General features: G+C 60.4%; 14 protein-coding genes and 1 tRNA gene. 11 read left to right on the top strand and 4 right to left on the bottom strand.

Annotated features, from left to right (window positions below):
- Nucleotide 1 precedes the first annotated feature (1 nt).
- From serS to KX729_RS01750, 4 genes are all read left to right on the top strand, one after another.
- The gene (gene serS, locus KX729_RS34355; protein ID WP_312990545.1) at nucleotides 2-718 is read left to right on the top strand and encodes a serine--tRNA ligase; all 717 of its coding nucleotides are present in this window, start codon (nucleotides 2-4) and stop codon (nucleotides 716-718) included.
- A gap of 1 nt (nucleotide 719) precedes the next feature.
- Nucleotides 720-1475, top strand: coding sequence for a 5'/3'-nucleotidase SurE (surE, locus tag KX729_RS01760; protein WP_219740718.1), 756 nt, complete (start codon nucleotides 720-722; stop codon nucleotides 1473-1475).
- Nucleotides 1476-1512: 37 nt separating this feature from the next.
- The gene (locus KX729_RS01755) at nucleotides 1513-2154 is read left to right on the top strand and encodes a protein-L-isoaspartate(D-aspartate) O-methyltransferase (RefSeq protein ID WP_376775898.1); all 642 of its coding nucleotides are present in this window, start codon (nucleotides 1513-1515) and stop codon (nucleotides 2152-2154) included.
- A 159-nt stretch (nucleotides 2155-2313) separates the two neighbouring features.
- Nucleotides 2314-4014: a peptidoglycan DD-metalloendopeptidase family protein gene (locus KX729_RS01750; RefSeq protein ID WP_219740716.1), complete on the top strand. Its 1701-nt coding sequence runs from the start codon at nucleotides 2314-2316 to the stop codon at nucleotides 4012-4014.
- Nucleotides 4015-4076: 62 nt separating this feature from the next.
- On the opposite strand, the gene KX729_RS01745 is transcribed toward KX729_RS01750, so the two are convergent.
- The gene (locus KX729_RS01745; RefSeq protein WP_219740715.1) at nucleotides 4077-4946 is read right to left on the bottom strand and encodes an ATP-binding protein; all 870 of its coding nucleotides are present in this window, start codon (nucleotides 4944-4946) and stop codon (nucleotides 4077-4079) included.
- A gap of 197 nt (nucleotides 4947-5143) precedes the next feature.
- On the opposite strand from KX729_RS01745, the gene yajC reads away from it, so the two are divergent.
- The 4 genes from yajC (at nucleotide 5144) to KX729_RS01725 (ending at nucleotide 7351) form a co-directional block, all read left to right on the top strand.
- Nucleotides 5144-5500: a preprotein translocase subunit YajC gene (gene yajC / locus KX729_RS01740; protein ID WP_219740714.1), complete on the top strand. Its 357-nt coding sequence runs from the start codon at nucleotides 5144-5146 to the stop codon at nucleotides 5498-5500.
- 77 nt (nucleotides 5501-5577) lie between these two features.
- Entirely contained in the window at nucleotides 5578-5964 is a 387-nt protein-coding gene (locus KX729_RS01735; protein ID WP_219740713.1) for an Mth938-like domain-containing protein, read from the top strand.
- A gap of 1 nt (nucleotide 5965) precedes the next feature.
- Nucleotides 5966-6820: a phytoene/squalene synthase family protein gene (locus KX729_RS01730; RefSeq protein ID WP_219740712.1), complete on the top strand. Its 855-nt coding sequence runs from the start codon at nucleotides 5966-5968 to the stop codon at nucleotides 6818-6820.
- A gap of 69 nt (nucleotides 6821-6889) precedes the next feature.
- Nucleotides 6890-7351, top strand: a complete 462-nt coding sequence (locus KX729_RS01725; protein ID WP_312990536.1) for a hypothetical protein — start codon at nucleotides 6890-6892, stop codon at nucleotides 7349-7351.
- 9 nt (nucleotides 7352-7360) lie between these two features.
- Here the strand turns inward: KX729_RS01725 and trmFO are convergent, their stop codons facing one another.
- From trmFO to KX729_RS01710, 3 genes are all read right to left on the bottom strand, one after another.
- The gene (trmFO, locus tag KX729_RS01720) at nucleotides 7361-8770 is read right to left on the bottom strand and encodes a methylenetetrahydrofolate--tRNA-(uracil(54)-C(5))-methyltransferase (FADH(2)-oxidizing) TrmFO (protein WP_219740711.1); all 1410 of its coding nucleotides are present in this window, start codon (nucleotides 8768-8770) and stop codon (nucleotides 7361-7363) included.
- 223 nt (nucleotides 8771-8993) lie between these two features.
- Entirely contained in the window at nucleotides 8994-9137 is a 144-nt protein-coding gene (locus KX729_RS01715) for a DUF1127 domain-containing protein (protein WP_219740710.1), read from the bottom strand.
- A 254-nt stretch (nucleotides 9138-9391) separates the two neighbouring features.
- Nucleotides 9392-9538: a DUF1127 domain-containing protein gene (locus tag KX729_RS01710; protein WP_219740709.1), complete on the bottom strand. Its 147-nt coding sequence runs from the start codon at nucleotides 9536-9538 to the stop codon at nucleotides 9392-9394.
- 705 nt (nucleotides 9539-10243) lie between these two features.
- On the opposite strand from KX729_RS01710, the gene KX729_RS01705 reads away from it, so the two are divergent.
- The 3 genes from KX729_RS01705 (at nucleotide 10244) to KX729_RS01695 (ending at nucleotide 13691) form a co-directional block, all read left to right on the top strand.
- A tRNA-Leu gene (locus tag KX729_RS01705) sits at nucleotides 10244-10328 on the top strand.
- 159 nt (nucleotides 10329-10487) lie between these two features.
- Entirely contained in the window at nucleotides 10488-11978 is a 1491-nt protein-coding gene (gene tig, locus KX729_RS01700) for a trigger factor (RefSeq protein WP_219740708.1), read from the top strand.
- 90 nt (nucleotides 11979-12068) lie between these two features.
- Nucleotides 12069-13691, top strand: coding sequence for an ABC-F family ATP-binding cassette domain-containing protein (locus KX729_RS01695; RefSeq protein ID WP_219740707.1), 1623 nt, complete (start codon nucleotides 12069-12071; stop codon nucleotides 13689-13691).
- Nucleotides 13692-13776 lie beyond the last annotated feature (85 nt).

The following is a 13776-nucleotide window of genomic DNA, read 5'->3' as shown; positions in this document are numbered from 1 at the left end:
GATTTCGAAGTATGCGACTCCGGAAGATATCACTGCGATCTCCTCTGGAACAAAAAGCTTTGAAGAAGTCGTTGAAGAAATTTTCGAGCGCGCTCCTACCAGCGAAGATTATTGGTTGATCCCGACCGCAGAAGTGACGCTCACCAACCTCGTGTCTGCCGAAACGCTGGAGCAGGAAAAGCTGCCGCTGCGCTTCACCGCACTTACCCCATCCTTCCGTTCGGAAGCCGGTTCGGCCGGTCGCGATACGCGCGGCATGTTGCGCCAGCACCAGTTCTGGAAATGCGAACTCGTGTCGATCACTGATCAGGAATCGTCGGTCGCCGAGCATGAGCGCATGACGGAATGCGCCGAGAACGTGTTGAAGCGCCTTGGCCTGCATTTCCGCACCATGACGCTCTGCACCGGCGACATGGGTTTTGGCGCCCGCAAGACCTACGACATCGAAGTCTGGCTGCCGGGGCAGGATGCCTATCGCGAAATCTCGTCCTGCTCCGTCTGCGGCGATTTCCAGGGGCGTCGCATGAATGCGCGTTACCGCGTCAAGGACGACAAGAACCTGAAGTTCGTTCACACGCTGAACGGTTCGGGCGTCGCTGTCGGCCGCTGCCTCATCGCGGTTCTGGAAAACTACCTGAACGAGGACGGTTCCGTCACAATTCCGGACGCTCTCCTGCCGTATATGGGCGGTCTCACCAAGATCGAACGGGCCGCCTGACATGCGCATTCTGCTCACCAATGACGACGGCATTCATGCCGAGGGCCTCGCGGTGCTGGAACGCATCGCGCGGTCACTTTCGGACGATGTCTGGATCGTCGCGCCGGAAACCGATCAGAGCGGGCTTGCCCACTCTCTGACGCTTTCCGAACCGCTACGGCTGCGTCAGGTGGGCGAAAAGCATTTCGCGCTGCGTGGCACGCCGACCGATTGCGTCATCATGGGCATTCGCGAGGTTCTGCCGGAAAAGCCGGACCTCGTTCTGTCGGGCGTCAACGACGGCGCCAACATGGCCGATGACGTCACCTATTCCGGCACGATCGCTGGCGCCATCGAAGGCACGCTGCAGGGTGTGCGCTCTTTCGCGCTGAGCCAGGCCGTTCGCCGCGAAAACGGCCGCGTGGTTCCCTGGGATGTGGTCGAAACCTACGCGGCGGATCTGATCCGCAAGCTGATGGATGTGGACCTGCCAGACGGCACGTTCCTTAACCTCAACTTCCCGAACTGCGAGCCAAAGGACGTCCACGGTGTCGAGGTGACGGCGCAGGGCAAGCTCGATTTCGGCCTGACGATCGACGCACGCGAAGATGGCCGCGGCAAGCCCTATTACTGGCTGCGCTTCGGCGAGCGGAAAGGCAATTTCCGCGACGGCACCGATATCCAGGCGCTGAAGCAGAACAAGATTTCCGTGACGCCGCTGAAGCTGGACCTGACCGACTATTCGGTTCAGGATCGCGTCGCGAAGGCACTTCTATGACAACGCTGGTATTCGGAGCAGCCGATTGAAATCGGGCATGGTCGAAAAAGAGGGGTTTGCGGCTCTGGTGCTGCGGCTCCGTTCGGAAGGTATTTCCGATCTTGACCTGTTGACGGCCGTCGAACAGACGCCGCGCTCTCAATTCGTGCCCGCACCGCTGGCCGAAGACGCCTATTCCAGCCGCACCGTGCCGATCGACTGCGGTTCCTTCATGGAAGGGGCCGATCTCGCGGTCCGGTTGCTGCACCGGCTTCAGGTCAAGCCCGGCCATCGAGTGCTGGAAATCGGCACCGGCAGCGGTTTTACCGCCGCCGTCATGGGCCGCATTGCCGAGCGGGTGCTGACAGTCGAGCGTTATCGCACGCTGACAACCACGGCCCTGGCCCGGATCGATGGGCTCGGATTGCGCAATGTCATCGTCCGCCAGGCGGACGGCAGCAACGGCATGCCGGGCGAGGGCACGTTTGACCGCATCTTCGTCACTGCGGCCTTCACCGCGCTGCCGCGGTTCTACGCTGAACAGCTCACCCATGGTGGCTCGATGGTTGCGCCGCTGATGCTCGATGAGAATACCTGCATGATGGTGCGGCTGACCAAGACCGGCAGCCGATTCGAGCGCGAAGACCTGTTCACGGTGCCTTTTCTGCCGATCGTTCCGCAGATCGCCGCGGCGCTCTGAACCGAACTCGGCCTTTTGTTCCATGCCGTAGCGCCTTTCCGCGCTGTCATGGTTATCAATTTCCCAAAAAATTTCGGTCGATGCTGCCGTTTTAACCCGTCAGTAAGACTAACAGGTTTTAATGACTCTCACGATGGTTGCGTATCTGTAGGTCGAGTCATGCGTCTAATGAGTTCTCCGAATTTCGGAAAATCCGCTGTAAAGCTTGCTGTTGCAGCGCTTCTCGCCAGTGCGGCGACGGGGTGCAGCTCGGATACATCGCGCTTCTCCGGTCTTTTCTCCAAATCCGACAATATTACCACCGCTTCGATCCCGCAGCGGCAGATGGGTGGTGCTTACGGCCGGGCGCCGACGCCACAGGCTGATCTCGGCAACGGCCAGATGCTGCCGCCGATCCCGCAGGATGAGTATAATTCCCGCAATGCAGCGATGGCCCAGCCCTATCCGGGGAATTCCGGTTATGGCCAAGGTGGCAACGGGCAGGGCGGTTACAATTCCGGCGGTTATCGCCAGGGTGGTTATTCCTCGCCGTCCCGCGTAGCCTCCGCTCCGGCCGCCGTGCAGCGTTCCGAACTTGCCGCTCCGGGTGCTTCCGCACCTCGCGCCGCAGCGCCGATGAACCGCGATCCGGCAACCCGCCAGGAAGCGATGGCCCAGCCGTTCCCGGGCGGTCAGCAGGCATCTGCTGCGCCGATCGCTTCGCCGAGCCGTCCGTCGCGTCCCGACAATCTGGTCACCGGCACGACCCGCCCGCTCGGCTCGCCGCAGAGCGCCAGCGTTTCTCCGGGTGCGGCTCAGGCTGCGCCGATGTCCGGCTGGTCGACGGTCAATGCGCCCAAGGTGGCACTGCGTCCGGGCGAAAACGTCTCGACTCTTTCCAAGCGCTACGGCGTTCCGGAAAAGGAAATCCTGAAGGCGAACGGCGGCGCCGTCGCTCCGGGCCAGACGGTCGTCATCCCGACCTTCGGCACCGCCCAGGCTTCCGCCAAGACGGCGGCCGGCGATATCGATCTGCACAACAAGGCTCCAGGTCCGGCCCGCGAGCCCGAGCAGAAGGTTGCCGTTCTGCCGACGCCCGGTCGCGACAAGGCGATGGCCGAGCCTGCCAAGCTGACGCCTCCCGGCGGCAAGCCGCTCGGTGGCGCCTATACCGTCAAGCCGGGCGATACGCTGAGCAAGATTTCCCGCGAGACCGGCACGCCGATCGACCAGTTGAAGGCCGCCAACGGCCTGACGACCGGCAGCGTCCGCATCGGTCAGACCCTCAAGGTCACCAACGGTGTCGCCGCACCTGAGGCGACCGATCAGGTCAAGACCGCCTCGATCCCGGCAAAACCGGCGGCGCAGCCGAAGCCGGCTGCTCCCGCAGCCCAGGTCGTCCAGGTATCCGCGCCTGCCGCCGCAGCAAAGCCGACCGAGACGGCTTCCGTCGCCGACGTCGAGAAGAAGTCTGACAACGGCGCCGCAGCACCGCAGTCCACCGGCATCGGCAAGTATCGCTGGCCTGTCAACGGCGCGGTCATCGCCGGCTACGGCCAGAACGTCAACGGCAGCCGCAATGACGGTATCGATATTTCGGTTCCGGAAGGCACGCCGATCAAGGCCGCTGAAAACGGCGTGGTCATCTATGCCGGCAACGGTCTGAAGCAGCTCGGCAACACGGTTCTCGTCCGCCACGACGACGGCAAGGTCACCGTTTACGGCCATGCCGGCAGTATCAACGTGACGCGCGGCCAGAAGATCACCCGCGGCCAGGCGATTGCCTCGTCCGGCATGAGCGGCGACGCCACGCGCCCGCAGGTTCACTTCGAAGTCCGCAAGGATGCGACCCCGGTGAACCCAACCACTTTCCTTGAATAATGTAATGCGTTTCAAGGGGACGGAGAAAAAGCCCGGCGAGTGATCGCCGGGCTTTTTTGTGGTTATCTGTCAATCGACTTCCGCATCCGTCCGGCCAGATCCTGAATATACTGCCACGCCACGCGCCCGGAACGTCCGCCGCGGGTCGTCGCCCATTCGAGCGCCTGATGGTGCAATGTCTCGCGATCGAGCCCGAGATCGAAATGGTCGGCGTAACCGTCGATCATCGTCAGATAATCGTCCTGGCTGCATTTGTGGAAGCCGAGCCAGAGGCCGAAACGGTCGGAAAGCGACACCTTTTCCTCGACCGCTTCAGACGGATTGATCGCCGTCGACTGTTCGTTCTCGATCATGTTGCGCGGCAGGAGATGCCGGCGGTTGGAGGTGGCGTAGAACAGCACGTTGTCCGGCCGGCCTTCGATGCCGCCGTCGAGCGCCGCCTTCAGAGACTTGTAGGCCGTGTCGTCATGATCGAAGGACAGGTCGTCGCAGAACACGATGACCCGCAGGCCAGAAGCTTTCAGGATATCGAGAAGGTCGGGCAGGGAGGCTATGTCCTCGCGATGCACCTCGACGAGTTTCAGCGGAATGCCGCTTGCGGCCCGCACATCCTCATGCACGGCCTTGACCAGCGAGGACTTGCCCATGCCGCGCGCGCCCCAGAGCAGCACGTTGTTGGCTGGGAAACCGTCGGCAAAGCGCAGCGTGTTTTCATGCAGGATATCACGCACGTGATCGACACCGCGGATCAGCTTCAGCGCTACGCGGTTCGGCCGTGGGACGGGCTGCAGACGCTTGTTGGCGGGCACCCAGACGAAACATTCGGCCGCATTCCAGTCATTCACCGCGGGTGGCGGGCCGGCAAGCCGTTCCAGAGCGTCCGCCAACCGGCGGACTTCCGCGAGGATCAAGGTGTTGATGTCGTCGCTCATGGTGTTTCTCCGCTTGGTCTCGCCGCCCAGGGCGGTCTTTGTCGTTGCGGTAACACGCTCGTTATTGCGTCAAAAGGCTCGCAGCGGTGGATTCGGTACTGTAAGCGGCCTGTTTCTGTTGCATTCCGGCCCATCGCAACTATATTCCGGCGGCTTGAACGGGGGCCTGACGTCTCCGGTAGTTTTAGGAGTAGTCGATGTTCATCACCGAAGCATTCGCCCAGGCCTCGGGAGCCGCACCGGCGGCATCCCCGTTCGGCTCCGGCCTCGAGATGCTTTTTCTTTTCGCACCGCTTATGGTGGTCTGGTATTTCTTCCTGATCCGCCCGCAGCGTGCGCAGCAGAAGAAGCGTGCCGAGACCCTGTCGAGCATTCGCCGTGGCGATCAGGTCGTGCTCGGTGGCGGCATTACCGGCAAGGTGACGAAGGTGATCGACGACGCCGAAGTTGAGGTCGAAATCGCCGAAGGCGTAAAGATCCGCGCCATGCGCGCCTATGTCGCCGAAGTGCGCGTAAAGGGCGAGCCGGTCAAGACGGAAACTCCGGCCAAGTGATACCCGGTATCGATCCAGTTCAATGACAGCCGGGCCGGATACTCCGGCCCGAAGTTTTTTAAGGAGCGCTTGAGACCATGGCAAAAGGCATCGAAATTCGCGACGCCCATTTTCCCGGCCGTGCTCCGATCGATGCCTATGGCAATGGCGGCTTTCGGTTTGCGGATATGTCGCATCGCGGTTCGCTCCTCTGCCTTCCTTCCGGCATTTACGGCTGGGAGATGCAGGAAGGCGATCCGCTGACGGTGGACGCTTTTGCGCGGGTCATTGCCGAAGCGAAGGATATCGAAGTTCTTCTGGTCGGCACCGGCCAGAATCTTCGGCCCATCCCCGCCGATCTCAAGGCCGCACTGAAGGCGAGGGGCATTTCCTCCGACCCGATGGGAACAGGCGCTGCCGTGCGGACATTCAACATCATGCTTGCCGAATCGCGCGCCGTCGCGGTGGCGCTTATCGCGGTCTGACATGAGCGACGCTGCCCGGACCGATGGCGATATCTGCCTCTCGATGCTGAGAGATACCGACCGCGACCGCTATCTCGCCTGTCTTCTGTCTCCGGCCGACAAACGTGGTGCGCTGGCCGCCCTTTACGCCTTCAATGCCGAAATCGCCCGCGTGCGGGATGTCGTGCGCGAACCGCTACCCGGCGAGATTCGCCTGCAATGGTGGCGCGATCTCATCGAGGGTAGCGCCCATGGCGATAGCGGCGGCAATCCGGTCGCCGCCGCCTTGCTTGCCGCGATCGAGACCTATCGCCTGCCGCGCCAGACGCTTGTCGCCATGATCGAGGCACGCATCTTCGATCTCTACGACGACCCGCTGGAGAACCGGAACGCGCTGGAAGGGTACGCCGGTGAAACCGCATCGGCACTGATCCAGCTCGCAAGTCTCGTCCTTTCGGCCGATGACGCTGCCAAATCTGCCGAGGCAGCGGGCCATGCAGGCGTGGCACAATCGATCGCTGGCTTCCTGCTGCTGTTGCCGATCCATCGCCGCCGCCAGCAGCTTTATCTGCCGCTCGATATTCTCGCGGCGACCGGCCTTGATCGGGACAGTTTTCTGGCGGGCGAAGACCGGCAGCGCATCGCTGCGGCGATCGAGGCATTCGCCGGCCTCGGCCTCGAACATCTTGCCAAGGCGCGCAAGGCCGGCCCGGTACCGCCGACCGTATTTTCGGCCTTCCTGCCGGTAGCGCTTGCCGAACCTGTCCTGCGTCGCGCTGCAAAGACGGGTGCCGCGATGCTCGACACGGCCATGCAACCGCCGCAATGGCGGCGCCAGATCAGTCTTCTGAAGGCCTCCATCATTCGCCGTTTTTGACAGACGCCAAATTCGCGCAAGCCTCGCAAGCTAAAGACCCGGACGCTGGCCCATCAAAGGAGATATGGTGTGAGCCCCGTTATCATCTGGTCGATCATTTTCGTGCTGCTCATGGGCCTTGCCTATTATCTGACAAAGCTCGTCAGTCGCGACAGGCCGGACGGCAACCGCCACGATACCGGCCTCGCGATCATGGAATTCGGCCACGCCTTCCCGCACGAAGCGATCCGCAGCCTGCATGTGACGGCGGACGGCGATGCGATCTTCGTGCGGTTGCACGACAACAAGGCCGGCTTCATGAAAAGCCACCGCAACCACTATTCCTGCCACCTGATCGAACCTGGCCGCGTGCGGGTCTCGCCGCTCACCAATGCCAAGGGTTTTTCGGTCGAATTCCTCGATTCGCCGAGCCAGAACGGTGTCTACAAGTTCGGCTCGGAAAAGGAGGCAGCCGAAGTCGCGCTCTGGCTGCTCGACAATTACGTCAGCGTCGCCGATCGGGATATCGAGGAGCCGGTTCGCGGAGCATAGGCCGGGATATCAATCCCGACCGAGCCATGTCGCGCAATCCTTCAGCGCGCGCGCTGACATCAGTTGCCGCTTCATCACCGTCTTGTCCTTGCCGCGAAAACGCTTGACGCCTTCCGGCTTGACGATCGAACCCGGTTCCAGCTCCGGAAACAGGCCGAAGTTGACGTTCATCGGCTGGAACGAGCGCTTGCCCGGTTCCTCGTCATGCACGAGATGTCCGCCGGTGATATGACCGAGCAGCGAGCCGAACGCGGTCGTCACAGGCGGCGATACAAGCGTTTCGCCCTTGCGTTCCGCCGCAGCGAATCGGCCGGCGAGCAGACCGATCGCAGCGCTTTCCACATAACCTTCGCAGCCGGTGATCTGGCCGGCAAACCGCAAGCCCGGTCGGCTCTTCAGCGTCAACGATTTGTCGAGCAGAACCGGCGAGTGGATGTATGTATTGCGGTGCAGGCCGCCGAGCCGGGCGAATTCGGCATTCTGGAGGCCGGGAATCATGCGGAAGATTTCCGCCTGCGCACCGTATTTCAGCTTCGTCTGGAAACCGACCATGTTGTGGAGCGTGCCGAGCGCATTGTCCTGCCGCAGCTGCACGACGGCATAGGCCTTGACTGTCGGGTTATGCTCATTGGTGAGGCCCATCGGCTTCATCGGGCCATGGCGCAAAGTCTCGCGACCGCGCTCCGCCATCACCTCGATCGGCAGGCAGCCGTCGAAATAGGGCGTGCCTTCCCATTCCTTGAACCCGACGGTATCGCCGGCGATCAATGCGTCGACGAAGGCATTGTATTGCGCCTCATCCATCGGGCAGTTGATATAGTCCTTGCCGTTACCGCCGGGGCCGACCTTGTCGTAGCGCGACTGATACCAGCAGATATCCATGTCGATCGATTCGCGATGCACGATCGGCGCGATCGCATCGAAGAAGGCCAGCTGATCTTCGCCGGTTTCCGCCTGGATCGCCGCAGCAAGTGCCGGCGAGGTGAGGGGGCCGGTCGCGACGATCGCCAGATCCCATTCCTTCGGCGGCAGGCCCTGGATTTCCTCGCGCACCACGGTGATCAGCGGATGTTTTTCGATCTCGGCAGTCACGGCATCGGAAAAACCGTCGCGATCCACGGCCAGCGCACCGCCGGCGGGAACCTGATGCTTGTCCGCGCATGCGATGATCAACGAATTGGCGAGCCGCATTTCCGCGTGAATAACGCCGACGGCGTTGGCCGTCGCGTCATCGGAGCGGAAGGAATTCGAACAGACCAGTTCGGCTAGCCCATCCGTCTTGTGGGCATCGGTACCGCGCACGCCGCGCATTTCATGGAGAATCACCGGCACGCCGGCGGATGCGATCTGCCAGGCGGCTTCCGAACCGGCGAGACCGCCGCCGACGACATGGATGGGGGAGAAGGAATTTGTGCTCATGGCCGGCTCATTATCACGGCAATTCGAGAACCGGAATCAAAAAGCAGCGATGCGCAATGCATCAAAAGGCCGAGAATCAAAAAGGCACCACGGAGAGTGCCTTTGACATGTCTTTGGATATTTCACACCCGGATTTTGGGGGTCCAGGGAAAATATCCGGACATTCCGTCATCTGCTTCTCACCACTGCGGATAAACCGCGCGGGTCCGCCTGCGAGGAGCGATTAACGGAAGGAGCGTGCCGCGATGTGGCGGATGTCGTAACGAGTCAGGCCGATGTCGCTGAGTGCCTGGTTCGACAGGTTGCCCAGTTCGTTCATCGTGCGGCGGTAGCTGATCCAGTTCTGTGCGATGCGGATCGGGTTCATGGTCGTTTCCTTAATGTCTTTGTCCTGATGCTCTGTTTGTCATCAGCGATGAGCGTCTTATACAGCCGCATAATAAAAATGTGCAGTGCAAAAACTGTGCGACTGCTATGCAAATGTGCAGGTGATTGATGCTTTTTCAGGCTGAGCCCGAAAATCGAGCAGATATTTTAAGCTTTAAGTTTTTGTAAACAAAAAGAAAAGCGCCTCCCAAAGGAGGCGCTTTTCAAAATCTCGTTGGTGGATCGCGACGTGGCTTAGAAGCCGACGGCGGTACGTGCAACGCGGCGGATGTCGGAGCGGCCGATGCCTAGGTCCGAAAGCTCGCGGTCGGTCATGCGGCCGAGCTCGTTGACGGTTTCGCGGTACTTGCGCCAGGTGGTGAGCTTCTGTGCGATGTTCATGATGGTGTCCCTTTCTAGGCCCTGCCAGCAGCCCCTCGGCGCTGACTTCAATCTCATGAACATGAATATATGCTGCGCTGCGAAAACTAACAGCGCCTATTCGGTATGCCACCTATGCATTTGGCGCATTACGCATTCGTTTACCATGCGGTTGGTGGTGCATTATGCGTGGATTTTAGGCAAGGGGATGAATGTTGGGGCAAAAAAATAACGCCCACCGGGGGAGGAGATCCGGTGGGCGTCATTTGTAACGACCGGCGAATTGGGAGGAGGAGGATCGCCGGTCCCATCGGGCGCAACGCTGGGAGGAGGAGTGCGCGGCCCGAATTCCTGTACTCGGTATAACCCGAGGGCAATTCCATTTTCGAAATGGCTTGCCAGGCCATTTGAACCAGAGAGATCGAAAACCGTTCCAATCAATCTCTGTATTTGCATATTATGAGATTGCGCTGCGATTGTGCAGTGCAATATCAGAATGGATGGCATGCGATGACTGCATGGCTTCCTTTTGTCTGATTTAAATGTACACATTCTAATTTAATAAAAAGTTAATGACATTTGTGGCAGCCGCATCCGGTTGTGTTGAAAAGGCCTGTGCGCAGACTGCCAAAAAACCGTCATTTTCCCTTTGCGTGCGTTAAAACGGGTGATATAGAGACGCGCGCTCCGGAAGCCCTCTGCGTGAGGATTTCGACGTGTTGGGGCGCGGGTATGGTGAAATTGGTAGACACGCCAGATTTAGGTTCTGGTGCCGCAAGGCGTGGGAGTTCAAGTCTCTCTACCCGCACCAGAACCGCCGGGAGTGCGGTCGGAGCCGCTTTCGGCTGGATGATATGCGCTCCGCAAAGCCGCGGCTGGTTTCTTTAAAGTTCCGGCGATGTGCTCACTGAAACAACGGCTGTAGACGCCAGTTATATGGGCACCGCCGCCACGATATGAAGGTTTGAAAATGCAGGTTACCGAAACGCTCGCTGAAGGGCTGAAGCGCGAAATCAAGGTCGTTATCCCGAAGCAGGAGATGGAGCAGGAGCTTGCCGTTCGCCTCGCCGACGCCAAGGACAAGGTCCGCATCAACGGTTTCCGTCCGGGCAAGGTGCCGCTCGCGCATCTGAAGAAGATGTACGGTAAGTCGATCATGGCCGACCTCGTCAACGAGATCGTTCGCGACCGCCCGAACCAGATCCTTTCCGAGCGCGGCGAAAAGTCCGCGACGCAGCCGTCCATCGCCATGACCGAGGACGAAGCTGAAGCCGACAAGATCCTGAACGCTCAGGCCGATTTCGAATTCACCGTTTCCTACGAAGTCATCCCGCCGATCGAACTGAAGTCGACCGACGGTCTTTCGGTCATCCGCGAAGTCGTCGAAGTTACCGAAGACGAAGTCAACGAGCAGATCGAAAAGATCGCCGAGAGCGCCCGCACCTTCGAAACCAAGAAGGGCAAGGCTGCTGACGGCGACCGCGTCACCATGAACTACCTCGGCAAGGTCGACGGCGAAGCCTTCGACGGCGGCGCTGCCGAAGATGCCGAACTGGTTATCGGCTCCGGCCGTTTCATCCCGGGCTTCGAAGACCAGCTGGTCGGCGTCAAGGCCGGTGACGAAAAGCAGATCACCGTTATCTTCCCGACCGAATATCCGGCTGCAGACCTTGCCGGCAAGGAAGCCACCTTCGACATCACCGTCAAGGACGTTGCGGCTCCCGGCGCGATCGAAATCAACGACGAACTCGCTTCGACGCTCGGCATCGAATCGGTCGACCGCCTGAAGGAAATCGTTCGCGGCCAGATCGAAAGCCAGTACGGCTCGGTCACCCGCCAGAAGGTCAAGCGTCAGATCCTCGACCAGCTCGACGGCATGTACCAGTTCGACACTCCGGAAACGCTCGTCAACGCCGAGTTCGACAACATCTGGCGCCAGATCAACACCGACCTGTCGCAGTCCGGCAAGACCTTCGAAGATGAAGGCACGACGGAAGAAGATGCACGCGTCGAATACCGCAAGCTCGCAGAGCGCCGCGTCCGTCTCGGCCTCGTTCTCTCCGAAATCGGCGAGAAGGCCGGCGTCGAAGTGACCGAAGAAGAAATGCAGCGTGCGCTTTACGCCCAGCTGCAGCAGTTCCCGGGCCAGCAGAAGGAAATCCTCGATTTCTTCCGCAACACGCCGGGCGCTTCCGCTTCGCTGCGCGCGCCGATCTTCGAAGAAAAGGTCGTCGACAAGCTGCTTTCCGAGATCAAGGTCACCGACAAGACCGTGACCAAGGAAGAGCTGATGGCTGAAGACGAAGAAGCCGATTCGGCTGAAAAGCCGGCCAAGAAGAAGGCTGCTCCGAAGAAGGCCAAGGCTGAAGCTGCTTCTGACGAAGCTGCCGAGGGCGAAGAAGCCGCTCCGAAGAAGAAGGCTGCTCCGAAGAAGAAGGCCGCCGAAGACAGCGCCGAATAATCTTCGCATAAGACAGATAGAAAGCCGGATCGGCGACGATCCGGCTTTTTTGTTGCCTATCCCTTTGTGACCCTCTCGGAACTGCCTGCCATGATCCGCATCGAAAACATCAGCAAGTCGAACAGCCACCGCATTCTCTATATCGAGGCCTCGGCGGCGCTGAACCGCGGCGAGAAGATCGGTCTTGTCGGCCCGAACGGGTCCGGCAAGACGACGCTGTTCCGGATGATCACCGGCCAGGAAGTGCCGGACGAGGGGCAGGTCTCGACTGAGAAGAACATCACCATCGGTTATTTCAGCCAGGATGTCGGCGAGATGTCCGGCGTCAGCGCCGTCACTGAAGTGATGGACGGGGCAGGGCCGGTTAGCGTCGTTTCCGCCGAACTGCGCGAACTCGAAGCCGCGATGATCGACCCTGATCGCATGGACGAGATGGAAGAGATCATCGAACGTTACGGCGAGGTGCAGGCGCGTTACGAGGAACTCGACGGTTACGGGCTGGAAAGCCGCGCCCGTGAAGTTCTGGCCGGCCTCTCGTTCACCCAGGAAATGATGGACGGCGATGTCGGCAAACTCTCCGGCGGTTGGAAGATGCGCGTGGCGCTCGCCCGCATCCTTTTGATGCGCCCGGATGTGATGTTGCTCGACGAGCCGTCGAACCATCTCGATCTCGAAAGCCTCATCTGGCTCGAACAGTTCCTGCGCGGTTATGACGGCGCATTGCTGATGACTTCCCACGACCGCGAGTTCATGAACCGCATCGTCAACAAGATCATCGAGATCGATGCCGGCTCGCTGACCACATTTTCCGGCGATTACGGTTTCTACGAACAGCAGCGTGCCCAGAACGAAAAGCAGCAGCAGGCGCAGTTCGAGCGCCAGCAAGCAATGCTTGCCAAGGAAATCAAGTTCATCGAACGCTTCAAGGCGCGTGCCAGCCACGCGGCGCAGGTGCAGAGCCGCGTCAAGAAGCTCGACAAGATCGAGCGCGTCGAGCCGCCGCGCCGTCGTCAGGCCGTTGCCTTCGAATTCCTACCCGCGCCGCGCTCCGGCGAAGACGTCGTTAACATCAAGGGTGTTCACAAGGCCTATGGCAGCCGCACGATCTATGAAGGCCTGGACTTCATGGTTCGCCGCAAGGAGCGCTGGTGCATCATGGGCATCAACGGCGCCGGCAAGTCGACGCTTCTGAAGCTCGTCACCGGCACTGCCGACCCGGACAAAGGCTCGGTCAATCTGGGCGCCAGCGTCAAGATGGGCTATTTTGCCCAGCACGCCATGGATGTTCTGGACGGCGAACAGACCGTGTTCGAATGGCTTGAGTCAGAGTTCCCGCGCGCCGGCCAGGGTGCGCTGCGCACGCTTGCCGGTTGCTTCGGTTTTTCCGGCGACGATGTCGAGAAGAAGTGCCGCGTTCTCTCGGGTGGCGAAAAGGCCCGTCTCGTCATGGCCGCCATGCTGTTCGACCCGCCGAACTTCCTCGTCCTTGACGAGCCGACCAACCACCTCGATCTCGATACCAAGGAAATGCTGATTAAGGCGCTGTCGGAATATGAAGGCACGATGCTTTTCGTCAGCCACGATCGCCATTTCCTAGCCGAGCTTTCGAATCGCGTGCTGGAACTGACGCCGGAAGGCATCCACCGGTATGACGGCGGTTATACGGAATATGTCGAGCGCACGGGTTACGAGGCGCCGGGACTGCGAAGCTGATCGCTTTGCAGATTCCGGACATCATGTAGCGTTTCGAAAACTGCGTGTGGCCAAGCGGTATGGGTGCCGGTGCCTTTCGTGCTCG

Origin of the sequence: Neorhizobium populisoli, assembly GCF_019430945.1 — a bacterium.
In the GTDB taxonomy this organism is placed as follows: Bacteria; Pseudomonadota; Alphaproteobacteria; order Rhizobiales; family Rhizobiaceae; genus Neorhizobium; species Neorhizobium populisoli.
This window is presented reverse-complemented; position numbering and strand designations above follow the sequence as displayed.

Bases quoted from the DNA above. Each gene is read 5' to 3' on its own strand.
- surE (WP_219740718.1), top strand. From the start codon at position 720: ATGCGCATTCTGCTCACCAATGACGACGGCATTCATGCCGAGGGCCTC.
- KX729_RS01755 (WP_376775898.1), top strand. From the start codon at position 1,513: ATGGTCGAAAAAGAGGGGTTTGCGGCTCTGGTGCTGCGGCTCCGTTCG.
- KX729_RS01750 (WP_219740716.1), top strand. From the start codon at position 2,314: ATGCGTCTAATGAGTTCTCCGAATTTCGGAAAATCCGCTGTAAAGCTT.
- KX729_RS01745 (WP_219740715.1), bottom strand. From the start codon at position 4,946: ATGAGCGACGACATCAACACCTTGATCCTCGCGGAAGTCCGCCGGTTG.
- yajC (WP_219740714.1), top strand. From the start codon at position 5,144: ATGTTCATCACCGAAGCATTCGCCCAGGCCTCGGGAGCCGCACCGGCG.
- KX729_RS01735 (WP_219740713.1), top strand. From the start codon at position 5,578: ATGGCAAAAGGCATCGAAATTCGCGACGCCCATTTTCCCGGCCGTGCT.
- KX729_RS01730 (WP_219740712.1), top strand. From the start codon at position 5,966: ATGAGCGACGCTGCCCGGACCGATGGCGATATCTGCCTCTCGATGCTG.
- trmFO (WP_219740711.1), bottom strand. From the start codon at position 8,770: ATGAGCACAAATTCCTTCTCCCCCATCCATGTCGTCGGCGGCGGTCTC.
- KX729_RS01715 (WP_219740710.1), bottom strand. From the start codon at position 9,137: ATGAACCCGATCCGCATCGCACAGAACTGGATCAGCTACCGCCGCACG.
- KX729_RS01710 (WP_219740709.1), bottom strand. From the start codon at position 9,538: ATGAACATCGCACAGAAGCTCACCACCTGGCGCAAGTACCGCGAAACC.
- tig (WP_219740708.1), top strand. From the start codon at position 10,488: ATGCAGGTTACCGAAACGCTCGCTGAAGGGCTGAAGCGCGAAATCAAG.
- KX729_RS01695 (WP_219740707.1), top strand. From the start codon at position 12,069: ATGATCCGCATCGAAAACATCAGCAAGTCGAACAGCCACCGCATTCTC.